This is a genomic window from Novosphingobium sp. MMS21-SN21R (assembly GCF_031846015.1).
Lineage (GTDB): Bacteria > Pseudomonadota > Alphaproteobacteria > Sphingomonadales > Sphingomonadaceae > Novosphingobium.
On record NZ_JAVRDU010000004.1, the window covers coordinates 24045 to 49844 of the forward strand.

Here is a 25800-nt window from a genome sequence, read left to right on the forward strand (position 1 = left end):
TCGGCCTAGACCCCCGTCAGCCTGATGAGGTGGCGCCCCGAGCGGAGCCGATGGAGCCGCTCCTCGCCCCCCGGACCTTCTTCTCCGTCACCCAGCGCTTTGCCGCCGACAGTTCCGCTCGCGCCGATCGGAAGGCAGAGATCAGCGCTTGCGCCTGACGGCACTTGCACGTCGAGCTCGGCTCCGCCGCTGGTCGGCCGAATGTCGACTGCGATTGCGCCGCGCACGCTCTCGTACCGTGCTCTAATCCTACCGAGTCGCCGGTCGAACAACGGAGCAATACGCATCCGCTCAAAGCCGGGTTCGATCGGGACTATTCCGGCCACACGCCGGTAAAGGAAGCCGCAAACCGCGCCGAACGCGTAGTGGTTATAGGAGTTCATCGCGGGATCCCCGGAATCGCCGTTCCACCGCTCCCACATCGTCGTCGCACCAACGCGGACCATATACCCCCATGACGGGAAGTCGGTGCGAAGCAGGAGATCGACCGCAGTGTCGCGATGCCCCGTGTCGGCCAGGACGTCCAGCGCCAGCGGTGTTCCGAGGAACCCCGTGCTTAGCGCCGTGCCCCTCCTTTGAATGTCAGCGACGAGCTTGTCGGCCGCCAACGCGCGCAGGCTCCGGGGCAACAGGTCCATCGACAGACCAAGGATGTAGCTCGTTTGGCTGCCATTGCCGACCGAACCGTCCTCCCGGACAAATGCCCCGGCGAACGCCTCCCGCACGCGTTCGGTCGCCATTCGCAACTCGCCGGCCTCGCTCTCGCGGCCGGTCCAGCGAGCCATTTCGGCCAGTTGAGCCAGTGAGCGCGCCAGCATCGCGGTCGCGACCAGCCCCTTCGGCGTGGTCTCGTCGCCCGGCTGCTTGGCATCGACCGCCAGCCAGTCGCCTAAATCCACGCCACGATTGTGCGCCCATAGTCCGTCCGGATTGGCCTCCAGAATACCGTCGACGTATTTGCGCATCGCCCGCCAATTCTCGTCGACGATGGCGCGATCCCCGTACCGGACATAGCTTATGTAGGGCAGCATCACGCCCGCATCGGCCCAGCCTGGCGTGGACTGCGGCGGACCGAAGCCCGCCGTTACCGGCATCGGCGCCCACAGCGGATAGTTGCCTGTCGGCCCCTGGGCCGCGCGAAACTCTCGCAGCCACTCGCGCGTGAAGGAGCCGACGTCCATGTTGAAGGCGGCGGTGTCCCAGAAAACCTGTGCATCGCCTGCCCAGCCGAGACGCTCATCGCGCTGCGGGCAATCGGTCGGGATGCCCAGAAAATTCGAGTGCTGGCTCCACATCGTGTTGAGCCAGACCTTTTGCACGACTGGTTGATCAACCGCGAAGGTGCCAGTCTCCTCGATCCCGCTGGTCATCACCAATCCCGCAACCTGGTTCGCCGCCAGTCCCGTGACCCCCGAGATCTCCGCGTACCGAAAGCCCTGGTAGGAATATCGCGGCTCGAGGACCACGCGGTCGGTGGCCTTGTCGAACCTGTACGAGTCCTCGGCGCGAGCAGCCCGCAGGTTGCGCCGATCGAGTTCACCTTTGGCGTCGATCAGTTCGGAGTGACGAACCGTGATCGTCCCGGCCTGGACTCGCGGCAAGCGCAGCCGGACCCGACCGGCGAAGTTCTGCCCGAAGTCGGCGACATATCGATCGGGCCCGACCTGCCTGAGCGCTTGCACTCGCAGTTCTCTCGTTACCTCGATCGGCGGCGTTAGCGACGACACCAGCGGCACCGGCGGGCCGGACACGAGATGCACTGGCTCCCACGTCCTGTCGTCGAAGCCAGCTGACTGCCAACCTGGCTGGTCTTGCGAGTAGTCCCAATCCTCACCGCCGTAGACCTCGGAATAGCGCAAGGATCCTGAAGCGCCTCGCCAGTCTTTCGCGCCGCTAATGATGGTCGTCCCTGCGGACGAGGTCGCTTCGAGCTGGACCAGCAGGCACCGCGGGGCAGGCCCGAATGGGTAGCGTCCAACTGGCGCGAGATAGCTTGCGTAAAAGCCGTCTGCGACGCGCGCTGAGATTACGTTGACCCCTGAGCTCAGAAACTCGCTGACATCATAGACGCGGTAAAGCGTGTGGTGAGCGAAATCGCTCGAACTGACCTCCAGAGCAGCCCCGCTGATCGGAGTGCCATTTATCCAGATTTCGTAGGCGCCCAGCGCAGCGGCATAAAGCCGCGCCCGTTGCGGTCTAGCCTCGAGGCGGAATTCCCGCCTGAGCAGACGGGCAGGCGCAGGCGGCCAGGGAAATAGTGGTTGCGGGTTCATGACTTCCGCCACCGCAGCCGTTCGGGTTGCAAGATCCTCGGCAAGTAGGGTCGTCCACCCTCCCGAAATGCGCCGGTGCTGGCCTGCCTCCGTCACACGGACCTGCGCCGCCACTGCCACGTCCGGCTTTGTGAAATAGCCCGGGGTTGCCGATATCTCGGCCTCAAGCACGTGATCGCCCGCTTCAAGCGAGGACTCGAGCCGCAGCGCGGGCGGAGCTCCAAAAGCATTCCTGTCCCACGGTGGAAGCGGCAAGTCGTGTCCGTCGAGGCTCAACCGGTGAAGGGTGCCGTCGACGGAAAGTGTGATTAATCCTTTCGCCTTCTCGCAAGAGAAGCCCAGCCTGAACAGGCGCGGCTTCCCTACCCCCGCGAATCCCTTCACCCAAGTGGCGCCGGCTTCGCGGTCGCCGCGTTCGACCGCGTCTTCGCAAGCAATCCAGGAGCGGTCCCAGTCCTTCGGGTTCAGAAGACCCATTTCCCAGAACGCCGATGGGGACGTGGCCGTCTCTCCGCGTTCGTCACGAACCGAGACGGTCCAAAAACACCGCTGACGCGAAGCCAGCGCGGCGCCTTCATAAACCGCGGTCACCGCATTGTGGCTCTCGACCCACTGCGAATCCCACAGGTCCGCAACCCCGGATCTGAGGACCTGCTCGCTACTCGCGACTCGGATGCGGTAAGCGGTCGCCGAAATGCCATCGCCGGCCTCGAAGCGCCAGGCCAGCGATGGCTGGCTGGACTCAACGCCGAGCGGGGCTTCAACTTGCGCGACCCGCAAGCCGAAGACCCTTAGCTTCGTCAGGCTGGCTGCAAAAACAGATTTACCGGATATAAATGGAAGCGAAGATGTCGTAGCAATAAATGTCCGCCTGTTGAGGTGCAGTTTTCCCACGAATTTTCACCTCATTTTCTTGCAACGCACTCTGCCCGATCGCCATCATCGGCCATACATCTACCTGAAAGTTCTGATCAAGCTTAGGTGCGTAATAGGTATCGATAAGTAAGGCTGATAGGTAACGCGTGAGAGACTGCCGGCGATCCCACCGACTGTCTTCCGGGCGGCCGCACGCCCCGCCAATCCCTGCTCGATTTTCGGAGCACCTTCTGAATGACTGACCGGCCAAGGCCGGTAGGATCATGCGGAGGGACTGAAGCCATCCTTGTGGGTATGGCGGTCCAGATAACGCATGGAAGACGAAGCGGCTGAAGGCCCGGTACGACAATCGTTCTGATCTACCCTGTTTTTGCAAGCAAATTCGGGATCACAAGAACGCCATGCCTGCGTGATCGTCAAACAGCTCGGCGGACCGGACGTAGCCCAGCAGAACCTCGACTTTCTTGTGCCGCGATACCTCCTGCATCTTGGAGATGGTTGCACCTGCCCTGGACGCCTCCGTGAGGAAGCCGGCCCGCAGTGAGTGTCCTGCGAACATCTCCGGATCGAGGCCTATCCGTCCTGCGTACTTCTGAATTAGTCGTGCGATCGAACGGTCCGACATCGGTTGGTCCGTCAGCCTGCCTTGCGGGTCGATCTGGTAGAACAGCGGTCCTGCATCGGCACCGCGAAGCGCCAACCAGGCCTTCAGGCGCTCCACGGGTTTGAGGGCTTTACCTGTGGGCACCGCGATCACCTGACCCGCACCCTCCTGGTCGGTCTTCGAATGACGCAGGGTCAGTTTCAGCCCCTTGTCGACCATTTCAACATCGCGCCTTTCGAGCGCCACCAGTTCTGACCGGCGGAGCGCTGCTGCCAGACCCAGCGCCATGATCGCCCGGTCGCGAACGGAACGGGTCCCCTCCCCCTCAGCCGCCGCAATCATCGCCGCCAATTCGCGGGCCGTAATCGCCGCCTTGCGGGCGCTGGGCCGAGTCCGCGCCTCGCGGCGGATCCCAGCGAGCGTATCGGCAATCACCCGACGCGCGTCGCGCGCGCTTGGGGGCACTTGTCCGTCCTGACGATGCTTCCACCCGATCGCCGCCAAATGCCGGCTGATCGTGGTATCGGCTTTGCCGGATAGCGCGAGCGAAGCAAGGTAAGTTGCCACCGCCTCGGGACGGGCCGGCATCGGGTCAAGCGAACGTTCGTCGCACCAGGCCTCGAACTGGTTCCAGTCACTGGTATAGGCCCGCAGGGTGTTCGCCGCTTTGGCCTGGGCGCGGTAGCTTTGCGCCGCTGCGATTTCCTCGTGCAACCGGCGATCGGGTTCCATGATGATCCCGGGTGATGTGACCAAGAGGTCGGTCGCAGTTCCCCGACCGTGTCGATCGCCAACCTCCGTGCTTACCTTCGCCATTCTTGACCCTTGTCACGCCAGATCGGGCCTGTTCATAGGTCATTTTGTAGTGTCCGTGAATAGCAATTATCGGACAGTATCCGTGCCATCAAAGCTGAGTATACTTTTTACGTGATTTTTATATTATTGACACCATGACAACCTTCCCTCCCCCGTGGCAACTGGCCCTCGCGCGGATTGAGGGGGCGCTGCCGTTCCTCAGCGAGCAAGTGGCGGAAGGCCTGGCGCGGGCCTCATTGCGCCGCTTGTGGCGCATCCATGTCCGCGATTTTCCCCAAGAAAACCAAGGCCCTGAGCACAACCCCGGGCTCGAGACGGCCGAACTGACCCGCTCGTGGTATGCGAACGAACGCCGCGACTTCCTGTCGTGGATCAGCCGGCGCGGCCCCCCTCCCCTCGCCCGGGCGGCGCGGCTCGCGCTCGCCGCCAAGGGCGCGACCGAGAGCTTCGCCACGGCGTTTGATCCGGCGGACCGGGCACTCGAGCGGCTCGACGCGCTGTTGCCGGCACTTGATCCCATGGCAGTGCTCAGCGAATGGTTCGAGCAGTTGCGCGAAGACGAGATCGATTTCCTCGAACTCGGTAGCGAGGAGGTGGTGATCGAAGGCAAGGTGTTCCAGCGCTTTGCCGCCCGCGGCAGCGCTTGGGCCGCCTCGCTCGCCGCGGCGATGCGCCCGCACCTGTTCAGTCTCGGCGCAGCGCCGCTGGCCCTGGCAGGGCTCGCCCCACGCAGCTTGTTCAAGGCGGAACCCGAAAGTCCCCTGCCCGCAGTGCTGACCGAGGCGATCGGCGCGGCCGCTGGCGACGTCGCAACCGACCTCGCGGCGGTGCGCACGGCGCTCGCGCTGGGGCACGACAGGCTCGCCGGGCTTTACGCCTCGTCGCAGGCACCCGCGGTATGGCAACTGATCAGCGGGTTAGGCCCCCTCACCCGCGCCGAAGTGGCCCGGGCGCTGGGTGTGACCCGCCGCACGGCCTCGCAGGCCGCTACGGCGCTCCACAAGGCCGATTTGGCCACCCTGCGCGACGGTGACCACGCCCTGACCCCCAAAACGCCTCCCAGAGCCACCTGATGCGCCTTACGGGGCCAATGAGACCTCGCGGTAGGGAACGCCAATCCGCTTGGGCGCAGCCCCCCTGCGGCGCAGCAACTGGCGGGCAAAGCGCGAAGCTTCGTCTTCGCTGGAAAACGAGACCGCCCTCCCCTGCCCCCGCGTCCCGATCCGGCCCCAGGCGAATTCGACGATCGAGGCCCCGAACAGATCCCGGCTCAGCGCGACGGTGTAGCGCCGGGCGACGTTGCGCTCCGCGCAAATCGCTTCGAGCCAGATGAAGTTGCCGTGGGTCAGGCTATCCATGCGCGCATGAATGCCGCAGCGGGATTCATGCGATCCAACGGGAATTTTGAATCAGTCGAGTCTGACTGATTCACGCAGCCGATTTATCGCGTGCGCCGCCCCAAAAGGTCAGGATGGGTGTTTGGATCAGCCTTTCTGCAAGACGGATTCGATCGCTTTCAGAACCTCAGTTGTTGAAGCACCGCTCCGAGCAGGAACCTTGAACGTGTGCCCTCCCCGCGCCGAATGCGCATAGCGCAAGATCACCTTGCCATTCGCCCCCCTTACTTCGGCATCGGAGTTCGACGATTTCACTGGAGCGACCGTTGCGCGGATGAGGCGCTTCGCAATCTCTGGAGCGGAAAGCGCACTTCCAAGATCATCGCGCTCAGCTACGATCGCACGACTTTCGGCGATCATGAGATCCAGTGCCCGCCTGTCAGAAGTCAGTGGCTTGATGTCTCTCGCTACCCGCACGGTAATGCCGTGGGTGTCAGGGAAAGCGGCTACGATCTCCGATGGCAGCCGTGCCACATCCAGGAGGCGGCTGAGCCACGACTTCGATATCTTCAGATGCTCGGCCATCTCACTCTGGTTCGAGTTGTAGAATTCGTCGAGTGCACGGGAATATTCCTTCGCGCGCTCCCAGTCTGAGATATCCTTCCGAGACCTATTCTCGATGTCGGAAACTCGAAATGCCTCTTCGTCGGAGACGTTCTGGATCGTTACGAGATATTCGAATTCGGGATGATGGTGGGTGCGCAGCCACTGAACCGTCCACCAACGCCGGACGCCCGCAATGATCTCGAAGTCGTGATCCGGGTCGTCCTTGAGGCGACGGACGATTGCCGGGATACGCTGCTTCTTAGCAGAGAGGAATGCGTCGATAAGGTCGCGGCAGCTATCTTCGGAAAGATGGTCGAGGTCGCGGTTATGAAGCCGCCAAGGCCGGCAACGCGCGGGATCGACCCACTCCGTCCGATCAGTCACGACTTTTCCTGCCGCGATCCGTGCCAAGCTCTGACTGCGGCTTGCCATGATGCTTTCGGAGGGAGCTGGCGCGCCGACCTCGATATCGTCATCTAGCCCTTCTGTCAGGCTGCTTCCGAAGCCCCGATTTCCCTTGGCCATATCGTATCCCGAACCTCTCTTCTTTATCCGCCGGACGGATAGTTGCCACGTGGCAACTGCCTTCCATGAGCCGCTGTGAGGCCGCCAGATTTGGTAAGTTGCCACGTGGCAACATTCCCAAGAATCTGCCTCAATCCCACGCCTCAAGCATCATACCAACCAACCAAACTTTACTGACATAACGTTGATAATATGCGGTTTTATGCCCGAGTTGCCACGTGGCAACTTTGACTAAACCGCTTCCCCTGCCCTGCTCGCCCAAGTGCGCAGGACGTCAGTCTCAATCTCTCTGCAGACGTCGCTCAGATGCTTCATGCACCGGTTGTGAACTTCATGCGAAGTCACTGGCCTGTCGAGTTCGAAAACGGTCTTCATGCGCGAGCTGGCGTTGTCGATCTCGGCGCTGGTTTTCAGCACCGAGGTCGCCATTGAACCACCGAACACCTGCCGCATCATCGACAGGATTTCCCGGTGCATGGACTTGCTCTCATCCACCCTGCTCCCGACCAGGCGGATGAAGTTATAAGCTGGCTTCACCCTGCCCGCGATTTGCTCAAGCTGCTTCATCGTGGTGCGAGCCATGTCGATGAACGACACGGTAGACGCGAAGTCGATCACACTCGGCGGTACGGGAATGACCATCGCATTGGCTGCTTGAAGTACCGCCATGGAGACCATGCCGAGAGCCGGCGGCGGATCCATGACAACGACGTCATAGTCGTCGACCACCGTATCGATAGCTTCGGCGATCAGATCGATGATGTCGAAGTTCTGGTTCTGCGCGAGGTAGCCCGCGATCTCGTATTCGAGATTGTAGAGTTTGAGGTTGGCTGGGATCAGGTCGAGGCCAAAGAAGTGAGTCTTGCGGATGATGGACCGCACCCCGAGGAGTTCGGGATTATGAAAATGCCCGTAGAGAGTGTCGTCTTCGGTCAGATCCACGTCGGGCCGATATCCGAACATCATCGTCGAGCTGGCCTGGCTGTCGCAGTCGATGAACAGAACCCGGTAACCGTGAATGGCGAAATGCTGAGCGAGATGCAGCGCGACTGTCGATTTCCCAACACCACCTTTGAAATTCGACACGGAGATAACCGCGGGCGTGTCGGTTGGCTCTCGCCAGGGGCGAGTTCCGAAAACGGCGCGCATCTGATCGAGCTCTTCCAAGGTGTACTGGACCCGATGGCCGGACGCAGTTCGATCGCGTTGCGGCAGTCGCCCATCGCGCTCGGCCTCTCGGATTGCAGAGGCAGTTCGGCCGACGAGCGCGGCCGCCTTCGAGATTGAGTAGGACGGCCCGACTTTTTGGCCGGTCTCCGGATCCAGGGCTCCATCGCGAATACGCTTAAGGATGGTGAGGGCCTTGCGATGCAAGGTCCCCAAGCCGTCTTCCAGGAGTTCATCGGTTTGTGCGTCGAGCGCTGCTTGGCTGGCCATGTTCACCGCTTTGTGAGATTGAGCGGGCGAATTAGCACTCTTGGCAGTTTTGAGCAAACTTTGGCCACCAACCTTACAAAATGACCGATGATCTCCGTGCCCTTTTTAGCCTTGCGCCGAATCGGAGGGGTAGGACGGATCGAATAGTCACTGGTCGCCAGAGAGCAGGGAGTTCAATCTTGTGACGCGCATCGGCGATCGCTCAAGGACGTGGGTGCCTAGTTTGGCCCCCTGTGGACAATCACCGATGATCTCGGTGCGAACCGATGAATTCAGTGCATTTAAGCGATGATCTCGGTTCCCTTGAGACCGATGATCTCGGAGCCCATACCTACTAAAGGAATCTCCTAAGAAATTCCGATTCGCGAATCGCTTTTTGAATTTTGGTCATTTGAATTTTGGTCATTGGATTTTATTGTAGGCCGGCAAACCGCTCCGAGATCATCGGCATGTTTGGAGGTTTCAGGCCCAGAATTCCGTCAAAACTGCCAATGGCCTTGCTTTCTAAGCTCAAACCTGTTGATTAATGACCAACCCGGGGCTCCAATGAGTCGGGAAGGGACGGTTCAATGAGCGGCGACACACTGCGTCCAATCGGACATCAATACGCTCTAGCAATGCTAGGCGGTGGTGAAGAGCGAGTCAGGTCGCTAGCGCAGTCTGCCGGCACTCAACTGACCATGGATGCCTTTCTAAGGGTTCAGGATGAAGAGCCTGTTCCAGCATTTCTGCATTCAGCGCTTTGTGCAATGTCTCTGCCCACGAAGCGACCGAAGGATGATACACAGCCCATTCTTCGCGAAGACGGAAAGTATGCTCTGGCGATCAACCCCAGGCCCATATTGCAAACCGTCGATGGCAAGTCGACGCTTCGAAGCCTCGGAGTACCATATGGAGCCTATCCGCGCGTCGCGTTGATCTATCTACTGTCGCAAGCAGTCACGAAGCGCTCGCGCGACGTCTACTTGGGTCGTAATTTCACTGAGTGGATGCGCCGTCTTGGCTATCAGACCGTCTCCTATGGACCTCGCGGTACCGCCAATCTGATGCGGGAGCAGGTCGACCGGCTGCTTGCCTGCGAATGGCAAATCCGTTGGGAAGGCAACGAGGGCGGGGACAACGCATTCGCTGTTCGGGATGTGAAGATTTCCAACGAGTACGCCGGTTCGCTTGATAAAAATGGCGCATTTGCGCGCGAGATTCGGATGTCAGAGGCTTTCTACAGCCACCTTCTTGACCATGCCGTTCCACTCAACGAGGTCGCAATTCGAGAACTCAAGGGCACCCCCACTGCGCTCGACCTCTATACTTACCTTGCGTACCGACTGCCACGGATCGGCAGTCACCGGGGGCAAGTAATCTCCTGGGATCAGCTGGCGAAGCACTTGGGCAATGACGCCGACAGCAAGCGTTTCCGGCAAACCGTGCGAGAGACCATGCAATTGGTTTCCGCAGTGTATCCCAACGCAGACGTCGATTTCAGCGGACGCAAGGTTGTCCTGCGACCCTCGCCGGCACCGTTGGAGCGAAAGCTCGTCGGTCCGCATCTGCGTGTCATTGGTGCACCAGCATTGGAAACCGCACCGAGATCATCGGTCCCCAAGGCTGCTCACACGCCGCTTCGCGAAACGAAGGCCACCGAACCACTTCTACATTTTCCGGGCGGTAGCCTGACATACGGTGATAGAGAGACGAAGTTTCGGGCGATCGGTCTCGACAAAGGTAAGCCGTGGTGTGTTGATACCATGGCAAATGCTTTTCGTGCGGGCTTCCCCGGTATCAAACAAGCGCGCACCGAAGCCGAGTGGCTCAGGGTCTGGGAGGCCTTCGTCATCAAGTATGCTGACCGGCGCGCTCAGGCAGGCGCAAACTAACCGATGATTTCCGAGCACTTCGCCGACGGCTAAATCGCGTTGGGGGAGGGGAGTAGGGCAGATCTGGGGTGGTCATGCCCCTCGTCAGCAATCATCCTACGCCAGATCTCCGCGCATTCGTCGCCCGCCTCGGTGGCAAGTGGTCAGGCAACACCGCGATGTGTCGTTGCCCATGCCATGCAGACCGAACCCCGTCACTGGCGATCAGGCAAGGCGATCGCGGCATCCTCGTGACCTGTCATGCTGGTTGCGATGCGACCGATGTTCTCCGAGCACTGCGCAGGATTGCTGATCTCCCAATCATTGGCACTACAGAGAGTTCAGGTCGGCAGGCTCGCCAGCCATCGGCCTATCTAGCCATCTGGCAGGCCGGCCGACCGATCGAGGGCACTCTGGCCGAACGGTATGTCCGGGAGATCCGCAACATCTGGGCTCCGCTTGACGACCTGCGCTATCATCCGCGCTGTCCCAGAGGGCAGGGGAGGCTGGTCCAATTTGAGCCCGCTTTGCTCGTCGCCATGCGCAAGGCAGGTGAGATCGCTGCAATTCAGCGGATTTTTCTCGATCCTAAGAGCGCCAGCTACACAGAAAAACTCGTACTCGGACGCGCGGTCGGCGCTGCATGGACGAACGGGCTGCCGGGCAAGACGATTGGTCTGTGCGAAGGCTTCGAAACCGCTGCGGCCTATTCCTCGCTCACCGGCATCCAGGCGTGGTCCAGCATGGGTGCCAAGCGCTTCCACCAGGTCGAGCTTCCGCCGAGCGTCGAGCGTGTGATCCTGCTTGCAGACAACGACCCGGAAGGGCGCCGCGCCGAAGCGAAAGCGCGTGAAGCTTTGGTCCGACCCGGACTCGCCATCGACTCCGAATGGCCACCGGGATGCATGAATGACTGGGCACAGCTCCTGAAGCGGTGAGGGGAGAGGGGCTGCAGGGGATGTGCCGCCGGTCGGCAGCAGACCTCACAAATCTCCCGGAGACCTACATGACCGCTACGATCTCACGCAGCAGCGCCATTCTTGGTGCTGCGCGCACTCTTGCCGCCAAGCTGCTCCTCGCCATTCCGATCGACCGGGCCGCCCTCACCCAGGCCATGACCGAAAGCGCCGGTGCGACCGATGCCGCCGGCGCTTGGACCCAGCGCGAGAGCTTCGAGGCGCTCGAAGTGGCGCTCGCAATCGCAATCCCGGAATTGGTCGGCCGGATGGACGCATGGGATGCGATCAGCACGCTCGAGGCACTGTCAAGGGAACTGCCAACCCACACGGTGCGGAGCGAAGACCAGATCGCCTTCCAGCAGTTCTCGACACCACCGGCGCTGGCCTGCCTTGCCGTCCATTTGGCCCGCCTGGGGTCCGACGACGTCTTCCTCGAACCGAGCGCGGGCACCGGGATCATCGCTTCGCTGGCGAAGGGCACCGTGAAGCAGTGTCTGCTCAACGAACTGGAGCTCACCCGCGCTGACCTCCTCGAAGGCCTGTTCCAGAGCACGGCGGTCTACCGGCACGACGGGGCCAAGATTGCTGCGCTGCTTGCTGGCACCGAGCGGCCGAGCGTGATCGTGATGAACCCGCCGTTCTCAATCTCGCAGTCACGCGGTGAAGACCAGAATACCGCGGCCAGGCACCTGCGCGCCGCGCTCGACCACTTGCTGCCCGGCGGCCGGGTGGTGGCAATCATGCCCGACTGGTTCGCCCCGTCGTCGCGGGAAGGCGAGGTGTTCCGCCGCACCCTCGAAGGCGCGCGCGTCGTGCTGTCGCTGCGGCTCGACAAGGGCGGTTATGCCAAGCACGGTACCGGCATCGCCGTCCGGATGCTGGTGATCGACAAGGTGCCAGGCGATATCTCGGTCTCGACGATCAATCGAGGTTCGGTCAGCGAACTGTTCGCGGCGATCAGCGAGGTCCCTCCGCGCGCGGCCCTGCGCGAGACTGCGACGGCAGCCGCACCACGCCCCAAACTCAGCCTGTTCCGGTCGGTAAAGAGCGGCCCGGCGCGCCCGGTGATCGTGCGGGCACCGCAAACCAACGAGGTAAGGCCCGTCGCCTACCAGGTGCTCGAGGAAGCCGCAGCCATGGGCGAACAGCGCGGAGTCTACGCCGACTATCGCCCCTCGCGCGTAGTCATCCCCGAAGCGGGCGAGCATCCGACCCATCTGGTTGAATCGGCTGCCATGGCGTCGATCGCCGCGCCGAAGCCGGGTTACGTGCCATGCCTGCCCGAGCGCACGGTGACCGCGCGGCTGCTCTCGACCGCCCAGCTCGAGACCGTGATCTACGCGGGCGAAGCCTGGAGCCGCGACCTCCATGGCCGCTTCAGCCAGACCCCCGGCGAAGTGGCGCTCAACGAAGACACCGCGGGCCAACTCTACCGCACCGGCTTCTTCCTCGGTGACGGCACCGGGGCGGGGAAGGGGAGGCAGGCGGCGGCCTGCATTCTCGACCAATGGCTCAAGGGCAATCGCCGCCACATCTGGATCTCGAAGAATGCGCCTCTTCTGGAAGATGCCCAGCGTGACTGGACCGCGATCGGCGGGCTGCCGTCCGATATAATCGATCTCGCGCGCTGGAAGATCGGCGAGGAAATCACTGCGCCTGAAGGCATCCTGTTCGTCCCCTATGGCACGCTGCGCTCGGCCCGGGTCGAGGACACCCGGCTCGACCAGATCGTCCGCTGGGCGGGCCCCGCGTTCGAAGGCGTGATCGTGTTCGACGAAGCCCACGAGATGGGCGGCGTTGCCGGCGGGGAAGGCGCGCTCGGCCAGAAACAGGGTTCACTCCAAGGTATCGCCGGCGTGCTGTTGCAGAACACGCTGCCGCGCGCCCGGGTGCTCTACGCCTCCGCCACCGGTGCCTCCGACGTCAACAACCTCGCCTATGCGGTGCGGCTTGGTCTCTGGGGACCGGGCACGGCCTTTGCCAACCGCGAGCAGTTCATCTCCGAGATCCGCGACGGAGGCATTGCCGCGATGGAACTTGTCGCCCGCGACCTCAAGGCCTCGGGGCTCTATCTTGCCCGCGCGCTAAGCTTCGCCGGGATCGAATACGACATCCTGCATCACGATCTCAGCCTCGATCAGATCGCGATCTACGACACCTATTGCGAGGCCTGGACGATCATCCACCAGAACCTCGAGGCGGCGCTCGAACTCACCGGCGTGGTCGATAGCCTCGAAAACCGCACGCTCAACAGCGGCGCCAAGGCTGCGGCGCGCAGCCGGTTCGAGGGGACCAAGCAGCGCTTCTTCGCGCAGGTTCTGCTCTCGCTGAAGCTGCCCTCGATCTACCCGGCGATCGACGAGCACTTGGCCCAGAACGAAAGTGTCGTGGTTCAGCTGGTCAGCACGGCAGAATCCATCCTCAACCGGCGGCTCAATGAGCTCGATCCCGAAGAACGCGAGGCGCTGGAACTGGACCTGTCGCCGAGGGAAGCGATTGCCGACTACCTCACCCGCGCTTTCCCGACCCGGCAGATGGAGGAATATGTCGATGATCTAGGAGACGTCCGTTCGCGGCCGATGTGGGACGAGGCCGGCAACCCCGTTCACAACCCTCAGGCCGAGGCCGCGCGCGAGCAGCTGATCGAGCATATCTGCGCCATGCCGCCGATCCCGACCGCGCTCGATGCCCTGCTCGATCATTATGGGGTGAGCGCCGTGGCCGAAGTGACGGGGCGGTCGAAGCGCCTGGTTCGCGATGGCAGCGGCCAACAGCGCCTCGAAAGCCGCTCGCCGCGCACCAACCTCGCCGAGACCACCGCGTTCATGACCGGTGCAAAACGCCTCCTGGTGTTCTCCGATGCCGGCGGGACGGGCCGTAGCTATCACGCGAGCCTCGATGCCAAGAACCAGCAGCGCCGCGTGCATTTTCTGCTCGAGCCGGGCTGGCGCGCGGACCGCGCAATCCAGGGGTTGGGGCGAACGCACCGCACGCATCAGGCCTGTCCGCCGCTGTTCCGACCCGTCACCACCGACTGCAAGGGCGAGGCCCGATTCACCAGCACGATCGCGCGGCGGCTCGATGCGCTGGGCGCGCTAACCCGCGGCCAGCGCCAGACCGGCGGACAAGGGATGTTCGATGCTTCGGACAACCTCGAGAGCGCCTACGCCAAGCACGCGCTGCACGACTGGTACGGGCTGCTCGCCACCGGCAAACTCAAGAGCACCTCGCTCAAGGAGTTCCAGACCATGAGCGGGCTTGAGCTTACCGACCAGGATGGGGTGCTGCGCGAGGACCTGCCGCCAATCCAGCGCTGGCTCAACCGCATCCTCGCGATGAAAATCGCGGTGCAGAATGCCGTGTTCGAGGAGTTCCTCACCCTCGTTGAAACGCGGGTTTCGGCGGCCAAGGAAGCCGGCACCTTCGACATTGGCGTTGAGACCGTCGCAGCCGAGACCTGCGAAGTGCTGTCGGACACGGTAATCCGCACCGATCCGGTGACGGGAGCGACATCGCACCTGCTCGAACTGTCGCTCACCCAGCGGCGCAAGCTGCTCACGCTCGAGCGCGTGCTGAAAATGGCGAGCTACGAAGACAAGCCGCTGTTCCTGCGCAACGGCAAGTCGGGCAAGGTTGCGCTCGCGATCCCTGCACCCTCGCACATGGACGAGGAGGGCGAACTGATCCGCCGGTTCGAGCTCGTGCGGCCGCTGCGCAGCGAATACATCCTTGCGGGAAGGCTGGACGAGACTGCCTGGGAGCCAGCGACCAAGGCTGCATTCAGCGCGCTGTGGGAGGCAGAATACGCCGCGGACGAGAACCAGTTGGTCACCGAGACCGTGTTCCTTGCTACCGGCCTGCTGCTGCCGATCTGGGGGGCGCTTCCCAAGGAGGACCTGACGGTCAACCGCATCGTCGACAGGACTGGCGCTTCGTGGCTCGGCCGACATGTTCACGACCTCTATGTCGATGCGACGCTCGAGAAACTCGGCGTATCACGCAAGGCGCAGACCGATCCCGCCAAGATCGCCCAGGCTGTTCTGGGTGGCGGCACGTGGAAGGCACCGCATCCGCTTAACTTCACCGTAAGGACCTCTCGTGTGAACGGGGCGAGGCGGATCGAGATCGTCGGCGCAGAGGCGGCCCGCATCCCCGAACTCAAGGCCCTTGGCTGCTTCACCGAGATCATCGCCTACAAAACACGGGTGTTCGTGCCGACCGACAAGGCCGAGGCCATTCTGCATGCGATGACGGGCTCAGGGACTACGCCTGATTGACCGGCGGGTTTGTCCCGGCAACAGCATTGAGGATCAAATGGTAACGGGTGGCCTTGAGCGTTCCCGTTTGCCCCATCGCGCCGAGCGCGACCAGTTCCTGAAGATCGCGGGTTGCCGTGGCCCGCGAGGTGTCGGCGATCTTGATGTAGTTGGCCGCGCTGAGCCCGCCCTTGAACCCCTCGAGCCCCTCGCGGAACATCCGCGCCACGACTTTTTCCTGCCGCGCGTTTAGCTTTCCCCGGTACCGGTCGTGGAATCGGGTCTTCTCCAGCAGGAAGTCGATCAGCGACAAGCTGTGGGTCTGCGCCTCGAGGACAGTCTCGGCCCAATAGGCGAGCCAGTCGGAGATCTCGTTGGACTTGTTCGCCGCTTCGAGTGCGTCGTAATAGGCCGAGCGCCGCCGCTGGATGGTCTGCGACAGCGCGATCAGGCTAGGCTGCCCGATTGCCTGCGACAGCACTTTCTCCGCGATCGCGCGGCCGATACGGCCATTGCCGTCTTCGAAAGGGTGAATGGTCACGAAGTAGAGGTGGGCAAGGCCCGACCGGGTGAGGCCAGGAAGCGGCGTAGCGCCACCCGGGCCGGTGGCGGCAAACCATTCGAGGAACCGCGCCATTTCCGCTGCCATCTCGCGCGACGGCGGTGCTTCGAAATGCACGGTAGGCTTGTGCAATGCGCCCGAGACGACCTGCATCGCGTCCTCGTGCTCGCGGTAACGGCCAACGACGTCGATGTCGCTGCGTCCACTCAAGACCAGGCGATGCCAGTCGCCCAAGACCGCTTCGGTCAGCGGGGCGGCGAAATCTCGGTAGAGCGCCATCATCATTTCCGCGATGCCGCGTTCGGCGGGCGGAATCCGGCGGGCTTCGGTTTCGAGCCCGAACTCGCGGCGCAGTGAAGACTCGACGCTGTCGCGATTGAGCAGTTCGCCTTCGATCTGCGAAGTCTTCATCGCTTCGTCGGTCATGACGTCGAGCACGACGCTGGTGCGGTCCTCGTCGCCAAGGTGTTTCACCACGCCGATCATGATCCCGGATTGCTGCAGAAAGCGGGCGTCGTGCACGGCCAGGGCCTCGCTGCTCCAGCGAAAATTAGGCCAGTCCGGCTGCTGCCAATTCCACTTCATGAGGCATTCGTTCCCACTTTATAACTCACCGGGTAGCCCATTATGAGGCGTAAAGCGATAATTTATGCCTCACAGGGCGCTTTTCGCCGATTTCCGAGCGCAAGTTCAGGGGGCGCTTCAACGAGGCCATGATCGGCGCACGGGTGCCTTGAGCGCATTTAACATCAGCGATGTTAAATAGGACCGCGCTGTTAGACCGGCCTACCTCACGTCAGCGATCGAGACGCGAATGGACCTCAGATGGATTCGATGTGGTTGTTGAGCAGTGAGGCGGTGACGAACAGCCCATGGGCCTCTAGCGACCTCAAGTAGCCCTCTGCCGACATTTCCGGTCGCGTAAGCCGAGTGCGCAATGTTCGGATTGCGGCAACCGCCTTGCCTTCATCAAGAGCAATGGTGTCGGCGATGAACTCATCTGCAGTTCGTGCTTCGATGTTGAGCGGTGCCAGGACTGCCTCGGGGAAGTCTGCGATGTTCTCTGTGACCACTGCTTGGGCCTGTGTCTGGACAGCGGCCGCCAGCACATGTTCGTCGTTCGCATCCGGAAGCCCGAAGGTCATCGACGCAAGCGAGGTGTGAGCCATTACCAGAGCTTCCGGGAAGGCGCGGTGCATGGCCTCGACCGAGCGCGCCGCGCGCGATGTCGAATCTTGGATGCCGCGCTCGGCGAAAATCCTGCCCAGTGCGTTTTGCGTTTCATCGAGGATCCGCTGAGACCATCGCACTCGGAAGAACTCCGCTTCGGCCAGCGTGAGTAGCAGGTCCCGCCGAGGGGCGCTGACGAGAGTGCAGGCATCAACGAGAGCTGTGTAACGATTGGCGAACATGGCGGCCGGCGATCAATAAAGGTCCGCGTCGCCCGAAAGCAGATCGTCCATCGCCTTGGCGCGCGTTTCATCACGCTTTGCCTTGTAGGCGAACACATCCTCTGCCTTGAGACGACGATGCCTCCCGACCATGCTGTGGGGGATATCGCCCTTTTCGATCAGCTTGATGAGGTAAGGCCGCGACATATTGAGCAGGTCGGCCGCTTGCTGAGTAGTCAGCATCTGCTGAATTGGAACGAGCGTGACGGCATCGCCGCTACCAATGTGGCGTAGCAATTCCAAGAACAAATCCGACATCGCCGGTGTAAGGGCGATTTCAACGGGTTTTCTGGTCTTCGGATCGGGCACGCGCAGCTTGGCCTCGCCGGCCTTCTGAGCGGCAAGAATTCGGCGAAGCTGGTTGGCGATCTGCCGATCATCGGCCGAGGGCAGCCTGTTGCCAAAGGGCAAGGCGTTGGCTGGCAGGGTCATTGGCTCTCTCCGTGATGGCAATATTGCCTATCGAATATTCGCAATAAACGCAACCAATTTTTCCACTTCAGGTTCCGCGACTCCGGCCTATCGCCGTAATCCATTGGTCTGAATTTCAATGCCCGTTCCTGAAATGTCGAGGGGAGGGGGGCTGGAAGGGGTGAGCCGAAGGGCTCGGTCAATCCAGCTTTCAGGAGCACCCCCAATGAACGACATCGAGATGATCCCGCTTGGCAAGCTGCGCTTGTCCGAGGCCAATGTGCGCAAGAACGACAGCAACCTTTTCATCGAGGAACTCGCCGCCAACATCGAGGCAAAAGGCCTCCTCCAGAACCTCATCGTCGCGCCGGCCAAGAAGCGAGGCATGTTCGACGTAACCGCTGGTGGGCGCCGCCTACGTGCGCTGAACTTTCTCCTCGAGGCAGGCAAGCTGCCCAAGGATCACCCCGTCGCCTGCCGCGTGCTCGACATCGATGCCGCCGAGCAGTCCGAGCTGTCGCTGATCGAGAATGTGATCCGCCTCGACATGACCCCGACCGATGAAATTCGAGCCTACAAGCACTTCGTCAATGAGGGCAGCGACCTCGACGCGATCGCCAAGCGGTTCGGCCGCACCCGACGATTCATCGAGGGCCGTCTGCGCCTCGCCGACCTTGCCGATCCGATCTTCACCGCGCTCGAGGAAGGCAAGATCACCCTCGACGTCGCCAAGGCCTACGCCACGACCCCCAATCACGACCGCCAGATGCTAGTGTGGAACGAACTCTCGAACTCTTGGCAGGGCAACCAGGCCGATTCCATCCGCCGGATGATCACCCACAGCGCGGTGCGCTCATCCTCGCCGATGGCGAAGCTCGCGAGCGAGACTGACTACCTCGCGGCCGGCGGGCGGATCGAGCGCGACCTCTTCACCGAGGATGGCGGTGAGACCTGGATCGACGCCGAGATCGCCCAGCGTCTCGCCGGCGAGAAGCTCCAGTCCTTTGCGACCCAGATCGCCGAAACCTCGGGCTACGCCTGGGTGCGGCCGATCCTTGAGACCCGCGTGACCTACGGCGCAACCGAAGATCTCCACCAGGTCCACCTCGAACCCGCACCGCTCTCCGACGAGGAGCAGGCCGAAGCCGACCGCCTCATGGAGACGCTCTCCGCGCTCGAAGCGGAAAGCGAAGGCGTCGACGAGGACGACGAGACTGCTGCCGCCGAATTCCAGGCCCGCTGGGACGCCGCGACCAATGCCTACGATGCGCTCCACGACAAACCGCCGGTGATCCCCGAGGAGATTAAGGCCAATGTCGGCTGCTTCGTCATAATCGGCGCCGACGGCGAACCGACCGTGGCCAGCGGCCTCTACAGCGACAAGCCGCTCGAGAAGCGCAAGGCGCGTGGCGGTGCAGATACGCAGGGCGGCGCAGATGGCGGTGCAGGGGAGGGCGCAGGCACCAGTTCGGCTCCCAAGCCGCTGTCGCAGAAGCTGGTCGAGGAACTCGCCGTCCAGCGCCGCGACATCCTCGCGATCAATCTCGCGTCCAACCCGGCGATCGCCCTCGACTACCTGATCTTCGCCATTGCGGACTCGCGCGCGCTCTACAGCGCCCAGGCTCTCGGCACGACGCTGCGCGCGCCGTCACCCTTGCTCTACCTCGCGAGCTACCCCGAGAGCCCAGCGCACACGCTGATGGCCGACATGCGCGAGACGCTCGATATGTCCTGGACCGAGCACCCCCGCACAGTCGACCGGTTCGCCGCGTTCAGCGCGCTCGACGACGATGCCAAGGCGAGCTGGCTCGCCTGGTGCATGGCCAAGACCCTTGAAGCCAGCATGGGCATCGACAAGAAGCCCGGCCAGGGCGGTCCCGAACAGATCGATCTCCACGATCACCTTGCCACGCTGATGGGGATCAATGTCGCGAGCCACTGGCGGCCGACTTCGGCCAACTACTTCGACCGCGTGAGCAAGCAGACGCTGCTCGCTCATGTCAGCGAGGTCGGCGGCCCGACAATGGCGGCGAGCTTCATGGGCTCGAAGAAGGGAGACCTCTCGGCCTCCTGCGAGAAACTGTTCGCCGGCGAAACCATCGTCGCGCCCGAGGTCAAGGAAGCCGCACTTGCTTGGGTGCCCGAAGCGATGCGGTTCCGGGCCATCGCCGCCAGCGAAACCGAGGACGAGCAGGCGCCGATCGAAGCTGGGGGCAACCCCGCGCCGGAGAGTGAGGACGACGGACTGGAAGCCAACGAGGACCAGGAGGTCGTCGCGGCCGAGCCTGTCGACGCCTGATCCATCCCCCGCGAAGCAGCCGCAGGCCGAGGCGCCTGCGGCTGCACGTCTCCCGCACACAGGACATGTCTCATGACCACGCTGACCAAATTGCGCGCCCGGGTTTCTCCGCAAGCAATCTCCAAGGTGACCCGTATCTTCAACGGGACCCTCGACGACATCTTCGCCGAACTCTTCCAAAACGCGCGCCGCGCCGGCGCCACCCGCGTCGTGGTCACGGCCGAGCATCTCGACGATGCCTGCCTGATCACCGTCGATGACGATGGCGCGGGCATAGCCGATCCGGTCGATCTTGTGTCGCTCGGGCAGTCCGATTGGCCCGGTGAATGCCGGACCCGCGAGGATCCTGCCGGGATGGGCTTTTTCAGCCTCGCCGGACTCGACACGGTGGTGAGTTCCACCAGTGCTGTTGGCTCGTTCTCGCTGGCGATCGCAGGCGATGCCTGGACCGGTGAGGCCGACATCGATGTGCTCCCTTGGGATGGCCCGCGCGGCACGACTATCGCGTTCCACTTTCTGCCCGGGCCCGATGGCAAGCTTGAGCGCTCCGTTGAAGCGGCGGCGCGATTCTTTTCATTGCCGGTCAGTTACAACGGCAAGGACCTCGCCCGCGCCGACTTCCTCGCCGATGCCTACAAAGTCATCGAGCGCGATGGCTATCGCATCGGGGTGTTCCGCGACCGGCATTCGCCGCACGTGGCGACGCTCAATTTCCACGGGGTAACCCTCAAGCACGCTTTCCCGGTAATCAAGGAGGTCCACCACACCCAGTGGAGCGTCCAGGTCGATATCGTCGATTCCCCGGATCTCGTCCTCGTCCTGCCCGCCCGCAAGGAGATCTACCGCAACACCGCGCTCGACCACCTCGTGGCGTTGTGCCGGCGGGCGATCTTCTCGGTCATCTACGCCGAACCGCTGCACCGACTGAGTTTCGAGGACTGGCTCGAGGCACGGTTCTACTGCGACAATTTCCCCCAAGCGGCGCGGCAACTGCCGCTCTGGTCGCCCTCCACTGCCCGCGACGACTATCGCCCGGTCCCCGCTTTCGCTGATCTTGAGCCGTGCGCCACCATTTACGATGACACGGACTCCTATGATTCGGTGACGTTCGGCCGCGCGCTCCGGCGCTCGAATGGCGGCGAGCCGCACAAGCTCGGCGGACCGGACCCCCGCGCGTTCTATGAGCCGATCACCAATTTCATCGGCTATCCATGGTACGACGCGCTGTCCTGCTTCATCCGCACCGGAGAGAGCTTCACGCAGGACGGCGATCAGTTGGCCGCGAGTGAACCCGACGCCCTGACACGGCGCCCTGACGCGATCAGGATCGAACTGACCGATCAGCACGGTCACCGCCTCGACGTCGAGACCGACTTCGTCATCCAGGAGGGCGATGATTCGTGGGGCGATCCTGACTGCGCGGTGATTGCACTCACCCGGGGCTCGGAACTCGATCCGAACGATCTCACCGACCTCATCATCGATGCGGTGTTCTCGCCCTCGGACGATTCCGATGCGGACAGCTACGACACCCAGGAGACCCGCTTTCGCCACGACGCTGCCGTGCGGGCCCATGCCATCCTTGAAGGAGATGACGCCGCCATTCTTGCTGGCATCCGCATGGCCTTTGCCGACCGCGTAGCCTGGCGCATCCCGCACGGACGCAAGCTCCAGCTCGCCTGGTCGAGCGGCGGAAACCACCTGACCCTTGTCGACGCGAGGGAGGGCTCGGACCAATGACCCGTCATCCGAAGCCCGATGTCGCCCAGGTAATCACCGACCTGATCCTCGAAAAGATCGCCGCCGGCACCGCCCCGTGGCTCAAACCTTGGTCGGCGACCAGCACCCGTCCGCTACGCCACAACGGACTTTCCTACACGGGGATCAACACCTTCTTCCTTTGGGCGGTCGCCGAAAGCCGCGGCTTCACCAGCCCCTACTGGATGACGTTTCGTCAGGCAGCCGAGCTTGGGGCCCACGTTCGCAAGGGCGAGAGCGGCTCGTTCAGCGTATTCTATTCCTCGGCACGCAAGACTGACACCGATCGCCTGACCGGTGAGGCGACTGAGAAGACCATCCGGTTCATGAAATGGAACCACGTGTTCAACGCTTCGCAAATCGATGGGCTGCCGGGGCTCTACTATCCCGAGCCGCCAAGCCCGGCGGCAATCGGCGAATTGTCCGCCGGGGTTCGTGACTTCCTGGAGGCAATCCCGATCCGCGTCGTCCATGGCGGCGACAGCGCACACTATTCGCCGGGAACCGATACGGTCACCTTGCCGCATCCGCAGGCATTTCATTCCATTGAGGCTTACTTTTCAACAAGATGTCACGAATTGGGTCACGCTACAGGGTCTGCCAAACGGCTCAACCGGCAGTTCGGCAAGAGGTTCGGCGATGATGCCTATGCTTTCGAGGAGATCGTTGCCTCGCTGACCCAGGCTACCCTCTGCGCCGAATACGGTCTGCCCAACGAACTCCACGACAGCCACGCCGCCTACATCCACCACTGGATGAAGATCCTACGCGGGGACAAGACCGCGATCCTCCATGCAGCCGCCAAGGCAGAGCAGGCGGTCAAGTGGCTGCGCCAGTTCGATCCGGCGCTCACGGGCGACCTCAAGGAAGCGGCCTAACGGAAGTCGGAAACGCTCGCATGGCGAGCGGGAAGGGGAGGGGGTGGGAGCCCGGCGCGCCATGGGGCGCGATGGAGGCTTACACCCATGAACTACGATCTCGACTTCCGCTATCGCCGGGCGCTCCAGCCCGACGGGCTCGCGACCATCCCGACCGCTACCCAGGCTGTGGTCGACGCGATGCAGGATGCGCGCAATGCCGGCATCGATCCGGCTCGCGATCCCGCGACCATCCTGCTGGCCCGGCATCTCGGCCGTATCGCGCTCGGCCATGCTCCGGACGAGACCTTCACCGAGGACACGCCGCTGCGCCGCCAGTGCATCGCCAAGATTGATGAGCTGAAGTCCAAGCCCGCGCTGGTCGCACTTGCCCGGCGCGGGATCGGCTATGACCCTGAAGCAAAACGCGCCTTCCACCGCGAAGCGCGCTCGGCGCTCCGGGTCGCAGCCCGCCATCTGGACCTGGACCCCGATCAGTATGACCTGCGCAGCAACTTCGCCGGTCCCGCTGTCTCAGGCGAGATTACCCTCCATGGCGACCAGATCTACGTCCAGGTCTCGATCCCCTGCATCCGGCCTGGCCGTGAGGTCATGTTCCGCCGCTGCAAGGGCCGTCAGGACTACCTCGGCGACCGCAACCACTTCTGCGACATCGCCGTCCTCGCCGCCCCGCACAGCTTTCGCGCGCTGGTCGTCCGCGAGACCGGCCTTTCCATCAACCCGCGCAGCCAAGCGCTGCTCTAGGAGAAAACCCCATGGGCTGGCTGTTCATGTCACGCGGCGGGATGTCGCCTTTCGGCACGCCGAAGGCCTATCTCGACAACCAATGCACCTATTCACCCGATCCGGGCAAAGGCCGCGAGACCGGGCTGCGGGTGCTCAAATCGACGGTCCGGTCCGGTGCCTATTACGCGGCCTGCCAGAGCTATGACGCCGATGGTCCGCGCGAAACCTTCGCAATCATCTGCCTGGTCAAATGGAACCCCGGCGCACGCAGCGGCGAGGAGTTCGGATACAAGGACATGTCCGAAACCATGGGCCCCTACCACTACGATTGCCCGGCCTCGATTCTGGATCTGCTGGGTCCTCCCGGCAATGAATACGCCGCCAAATGGCGCGAGGCTTGCCGGGCGCGACTTGCGCTGACCTCGCGTCGTAAGCCGCGCCCCGGCGACACGCTGGTGCTGGCCGAACCGCTGACGTTTACCGACGGGCAGATCGAACGCAGCTTTCGGGTGGTCCAGTCTGGCCGGAAGACCATCTTGCGCCGGATGAACGACGGGATGGGCGTGAAAATCAGCAAGTTGATGAACCGCGCCTGGACGATCGTGCCGGCCCCGGTCGACCCGTCGGCGCTGTGACTGGCACGCGAGCTTGCACCGCCATGTCGGACCAGCCATCCCCCGAACGCTCGCCCAAACGTGGGCGCTTATGCAGCATCGAGAACGCCAATCGGGTGGCAACCCGGGTTGCCGAGCATATCCTGACCGACACGGCCGTCGTGAAGACCGGAAACCCGCTGCAGCCGTTCCGCGTGGTGCTGGCGAGCAAGGCCACGCCGGGCCGCACGGTCTCGCGGGTCGTCACTTGCAACGACGCCGAGCCGTGATGATCAGTACGGCTCCGGTCCGCGCTCGACGAACCATGACTGGCCGAGCTCGAAATCTGGGTTCGAGGAGACCAGCGGGCCGTCCGGAGCTTCTGCCACATAGGGCGACACGAGGTCCTTGCGGCTCACCCGCGAGCGGCTGAGCCAGGCTGCGGTCCGGCCGCGCGCCTTCAGCATGCCCAGTAACCAGTCCATCGCTTCGGCCATCTCGACCACACCGCGCCCGGCGAGGCAGTAGTAGATTGCCCGCTGAAAATCGTCGCACGACGTGCTGAGGATCTGAGCGAGCTTCGCCCGCCCTCCGGGAGCGTTTTCATGCACGAGTGACACCGCTTCGCGCAGTTCGCGGACCGACAAATTGGCGTCATCGACATCGACCCCGATGCACAGTGCTGCGATCGCGCGCCGCGGCGGCAGGACATTGAGGTCGCACGAGGCATCGCGCAGCGCGATATCGAGATCGAAATGGTCGGTGTGGGCGCCGATGGGCATCGGGAATTTCCTTTCGAGAAAGAACGTAGCGTGAACGCTCAAGCGCCGTCAACCGGTAGGCGGAGGGGAGGGGGAGTCCATCGGACGATCATTGTAAAAGGAGAGTTTGATGACCCAGCTTGCCCAGGCCGCCCCTGCCGACACCGACCGCACCACCGAGATAGCCGCGCTCAATGATGCCGCCCGCGCAGGGTCGCTTGTGAACTCGAAGACCGTGTTCACCCGGGCGCTCGCGGATATTCTTGCCGGAGAGGATCCCGATCCTGGCACCCGCCAGTTCAACCTGATGATGGGACAGCGCGCACTGCGGCGGCTGATCAACGAAACGCCGATCGATCCTGGCAACGACCCGCACGGCGAGCGCGACTTCGGTGTGGTCGAGCACCAGGGCCACAGGTTATTCTGGAAGGTCGACGTCTACGCCAACGACGGCACGTTCGCCTGGGGATCGGAGACGCCGTGGGACGCACAACAGAGCTTCCGCGTCGTGACCATCATGCTGGCGAGCGATTGGTGACGCGATGAGCCGGTATTCGTTGAAGCCACTGCCTAACCGTGCGGATGTGTTCGAAGTAGCAGTGGGGTGGGATCCCGGCCTGAGCACCTATTTTGCTATCGTGTTTGGCGCGCCAGAATTTGCCTGCGAGCCCGAAGTGTTGCTTTGGCGTGGATGCACGTTCGGCGAGATCTGCCGAGTTGCAGAACTGCTCGACATCGTGAGGGAGTTTGCCGAAGTGGCTCCAGAATTGAGGCGCCGATTGGATGCCGACCCAAGCGCCGAACCCCCTAGCTAAAGCA

21 protein-coding genes are annotated in these 25800 nt (G+C 62.8%); 12 read left to right on the forward strand and 9 right to left on the reverse strand.

The window, feature by feature from the left end; all coding sequences use genetic code 11:
* Nucleotides 1–5: 5 nt before the first annotated feature.
* Together RM192_RS19155 and RM192_RS19160 are read right to left on the reverse strand one after the other, a co-directional pair.
* On the reverse strand, nucleotides 6–3167 hold the full coding sequence (locus RM192_RS19155) for a family 78 glycoside hydrolase catalytic domain (RefSeq protein WP_311509262.1): 3162 nt from the start codon (nucleotides 3165–3167) through the stop codon (nucleotides 6–8).
* A 370-nt stretch (nucleotides 3168–3537) separates the two neighbouring features.
* Nucleotides 3538–4569: a site-specific integrase gene (locus tag RM192_RS19160; protein WP_311509264.1), complete on the reverse strand. Its 1032-nt coding sequence runs from the start codon at nucleotides 4567–4569 to the stop codon at nucleotides 3538–3540.
* Nucleotides 4570–4703: 134 nt separating this feature from the next.
* Between RM192_RS19160 and RM192_RS19165 the strand changes: the two genes are divergently transcribed.
* Nucleotides 4704–5642, forward strand: coding sequence for a hypothetical protein (locus tag RM192_RS19165; protein ID WP_311509266.1), 939 nt, complete (start codon nucleotides 4704–4706; stop codon nucleotides 5640–5642).
* Nucleotides 5643–5648: 6 nt separating this feature from the next.
* On the opposite strand, the gene RM192_RS19170 is transcribed toward RM192_RS19165, so the two are convergent.
* From RM192_RS19170 to RM192_RS19180, 3 genes are all read right to left on the reverse strand, one after another.
* Entirely contained in the window at nucleotides 5649–5927 is a 279-nt protein-coding gene (locus RM192_RS19170; RefSeq protein ID WP_311509267.1) for a WGR domain-containing protein, read from the reverse strand.
* 126 nt (nucleotides 5928–6053) lie between these two features.
* Nucleotides 6054–7037: a ParB/RepB/Spo0J family partition protein gene (locus tag RM192_RS19175; protein WP_311509269.1), complete on the reverse strand. Its 984-nt coding sequence runs from the start codon at nucleotides 7035–7037 to the stop codon at nucleotides 6054–6056.
* A gap of 231 nt (nucleotides 7038–7268) precedes the next feature.
* Nucleotides 7269–8474 carry an AAA family ATPase gene (locus RM192_RS19180; protein ID WP_311509271.1) on the reverse strand — a complete coding sequence of 402 codons (1206 nt, stop codon included), beginning with the start codon at nucleotides 8472–8474 and terminating at the stop codon, nucleotides 7269–7271.
* Between the two features lie 569 nt (nucleotides 8475–9043).
* On the opposite strand from RM192_RS19180, the gene RM192_RS19185 reads away from it, so the two are divergent.
* The 3 genes from RM192_RS19185 to RM192_RS19195 all read left to right on the forward strand — a co-directional run bounded on the left by RM192_RS19185 (nucleotide 9044) and on the right by RM192_RS19195 (nucleotide 15563).
* The gene (locus tag RM192_RS19185; RefSeq protein WP_311509273.1) at nucleotides 9044–10348 is read left to right on the forward strand and encodes a replication protein RepA; all 1305 of its coding nucleotides are present in this window, start codon (nucleotides 9044–9046) and stop codon (nucleotides 10346–10348) included.
* Between the two features lie 518 nt (nucleotides 10349–10866).
* A complete protein-coding gene (locus RM192_RS19190) occupies nucleotides 10867–11265 on the forward strand; it encodes a toprim domain-containing protein (RefSeq protein WP_311509275.1) in 399 nt (132 codons plus the stop codon).
* A 68-nt stretch (nucleotides 11266–11333) separates the two neighbouring features.
* Nucleotides 11334–15563: a strawberry notch-like NTP hydrolase domain-containing protein gene (locus RM192_RS19195; protein ID WP_311509277.1), complete on the forward strand. Its 4230-nt coding sequence runs from the start codon at nucleotides 11334–11336 to the stop codon at nucleotides 15561–15563.
* Here RM192_RS19195 and RM192_RS19200 read toward each other — a convergent pair.
* The 3 genes from RM192_RS19200 to RM192_RS19210 form a co-directional block, all read right to left on the reverse strand.
* Complete coding sequence (locus RM192_RS19200; RefSeq protein WP_311509279.1) at nucleotides 15550–16689, reverse strand: Fic family protein; 1140 nt, start codon at nucleotides 16687–16689, stop codon at nucleotides 15550–15552. The genes RM192_RS19195 and RM192_RS19200 overlap by 14 nt on opposite strands.
* Nucleotides 16690–16925: 236 nt before the next feature.
* Entirely contained in the window at nucleotides 16926–17516 is a 591-nt protein-coding gene (locus RM192_RS19205) for a PIN domain-containing protein (protein WP_311509283.1), read from the reverse strand.
* 12 nt (nucleotides 17517–17528) lie between these two features.
* The gene (locus RM192_RS19210) at nucleotides 17529–17987 is read right to left on the reverse strand and encodes a helix-turn-helix domain-containing protein (RefSeq protein WP_226019481.1); all 459 of its coding nucleotides are present in this window, start codon (nucleotides 17985–17987) and stop codon (nucleotides 17529–17531) included.
* Nucleotides 17988–18192: 205 nt separating this feature from the next.
* Here RM192_RS19210 and RM192_RS19215 point away from each other — a divergent pair, with 205 nt between their 5' ends.
* From RM192_RS19215 to RM192_RS19240, 6 genes are all read left to right on the forward strand, one after another.
* Complete coding sequence (locus tag RM192_RS19215) at nucleotides 18193–20265, forward strand: ParB/RepB/Spo0J family partition protein (protein WP_311509285.1); 2073 nt, start codon at nucleotides 18193–18195, stop codon at nucleotides 20263–20265.
* 72 nt (nucleotides 20266–20337) lie between these two features.
* Nucleotides 20338–22005 carry an ATP-binding protein gene (locus RM192_RS19220; RefSeq protein ID WP_311509286.1) on the forward strand — a complete coding sequence of 556 codons (1668 nt, stop codon included), beginning with the start codon at nucleotides 20338–20340 and terminating at the stop codon, nucleotides 22003–22005.
* Nucleotides 22002–22901 carry a zincin-like metallopeptidase domain-containing protein gene (locus RM192_RS19225; RefSeq protein ID WP_311509287.1) on the forward strand — a complete coding sequence of 300 codons (900 nt, stop codon included), beginning with the start codon at nucleotides 22002–22004 and terminating at the stop codon, nucleotides 22899–22901. The genes RM192_RS19220 and RM192_RS19225 overlap by 4 nt, the downstream gene beginning before the upstream one ends.
* A gap of 87 nt (nucleotides 22902–22988) precedes the next feature.
* Nucleotides 22989–23645 carry a hypothetical protein gene (locus tag RM192_RS19230; protein ID WP_311509289.1) on the forward strand — a complete coding sequence of 219 codons (657 nt, stop codon included), beginning with the start codon at nucleotides 22989–22991 and terminating at the stop codon, nucleotides 23643–23645.
* Between the two features lie 11 nt (nucleotides 23646–23656).
* On the forward strand, nucleotides 23657–24262 hold the full coding sequence (locus RM192_RS19235; RefSeq protein ID WP_311509291.1) for a DUF6927 domain-containing protein: 606 nt from the start codon (nucleotides 23657–23659) through the stop codon (nucleotides 24260–24262).
* A 23-nt stretch (nucleotides 24263–24285) separates the two neighbouring features.
* Entirely contained in the window at nucleotides 24286–24510 is a 225-nt protein-coding gene (locus RM192_RS19240) for a hypothetical protein (RefSeq protein WP_311509294.1), read from the forward strand.
* Nucleotides 24511–24513: 3 nt separating this feature from the next.
* Here RM192_RS19240 and RM192_RS19245 read toward each other — a convergent pair whose 3' ends face one another.
* The gene (locus tag RM192_RS19245; protein ID WP_311509297.1) at nucleotides 24514–25002 is read right to left on the reverse strand and encodes a hypothetical protein; all 489 of its coding nucleotides are present in this window, start codon (nucleotides 25000–25002) and stop codon (nucleotides 24514–24516) included.
* Between the two features lie 109 nt (nucleotides 25003–25111).
* On the opposite strand from RM192_RS19245, the gene RM192_RS19250 reads away from it, so the two are divergent.
* Complete coding sequence (locus tag RM192_RS19250; RefSeq protein WP_311509298.1) at nucleotides 25112–25519, forward strand: DUF3768 domain-containing protein; 408 nt, start codon at nucleotides 25112–25114, stop codon at nucleotides 25517–25519.
* 4 nt (nucleotides 25520–25523) lie between these two features.
* Nucleotides 25524–25796 (forward strand): hypothetical protein, encoded by a 273-nt coding sequence (locus tag RM192_RS19255; RefSeq protein ID WP_305702415.1) that lies wholly within the window; start codon nucleotides 25524–25526, stop codon nucleotides 25794–25796.
* Nucleotides 25797–25800: the final 4 nt, after the last annotated feature.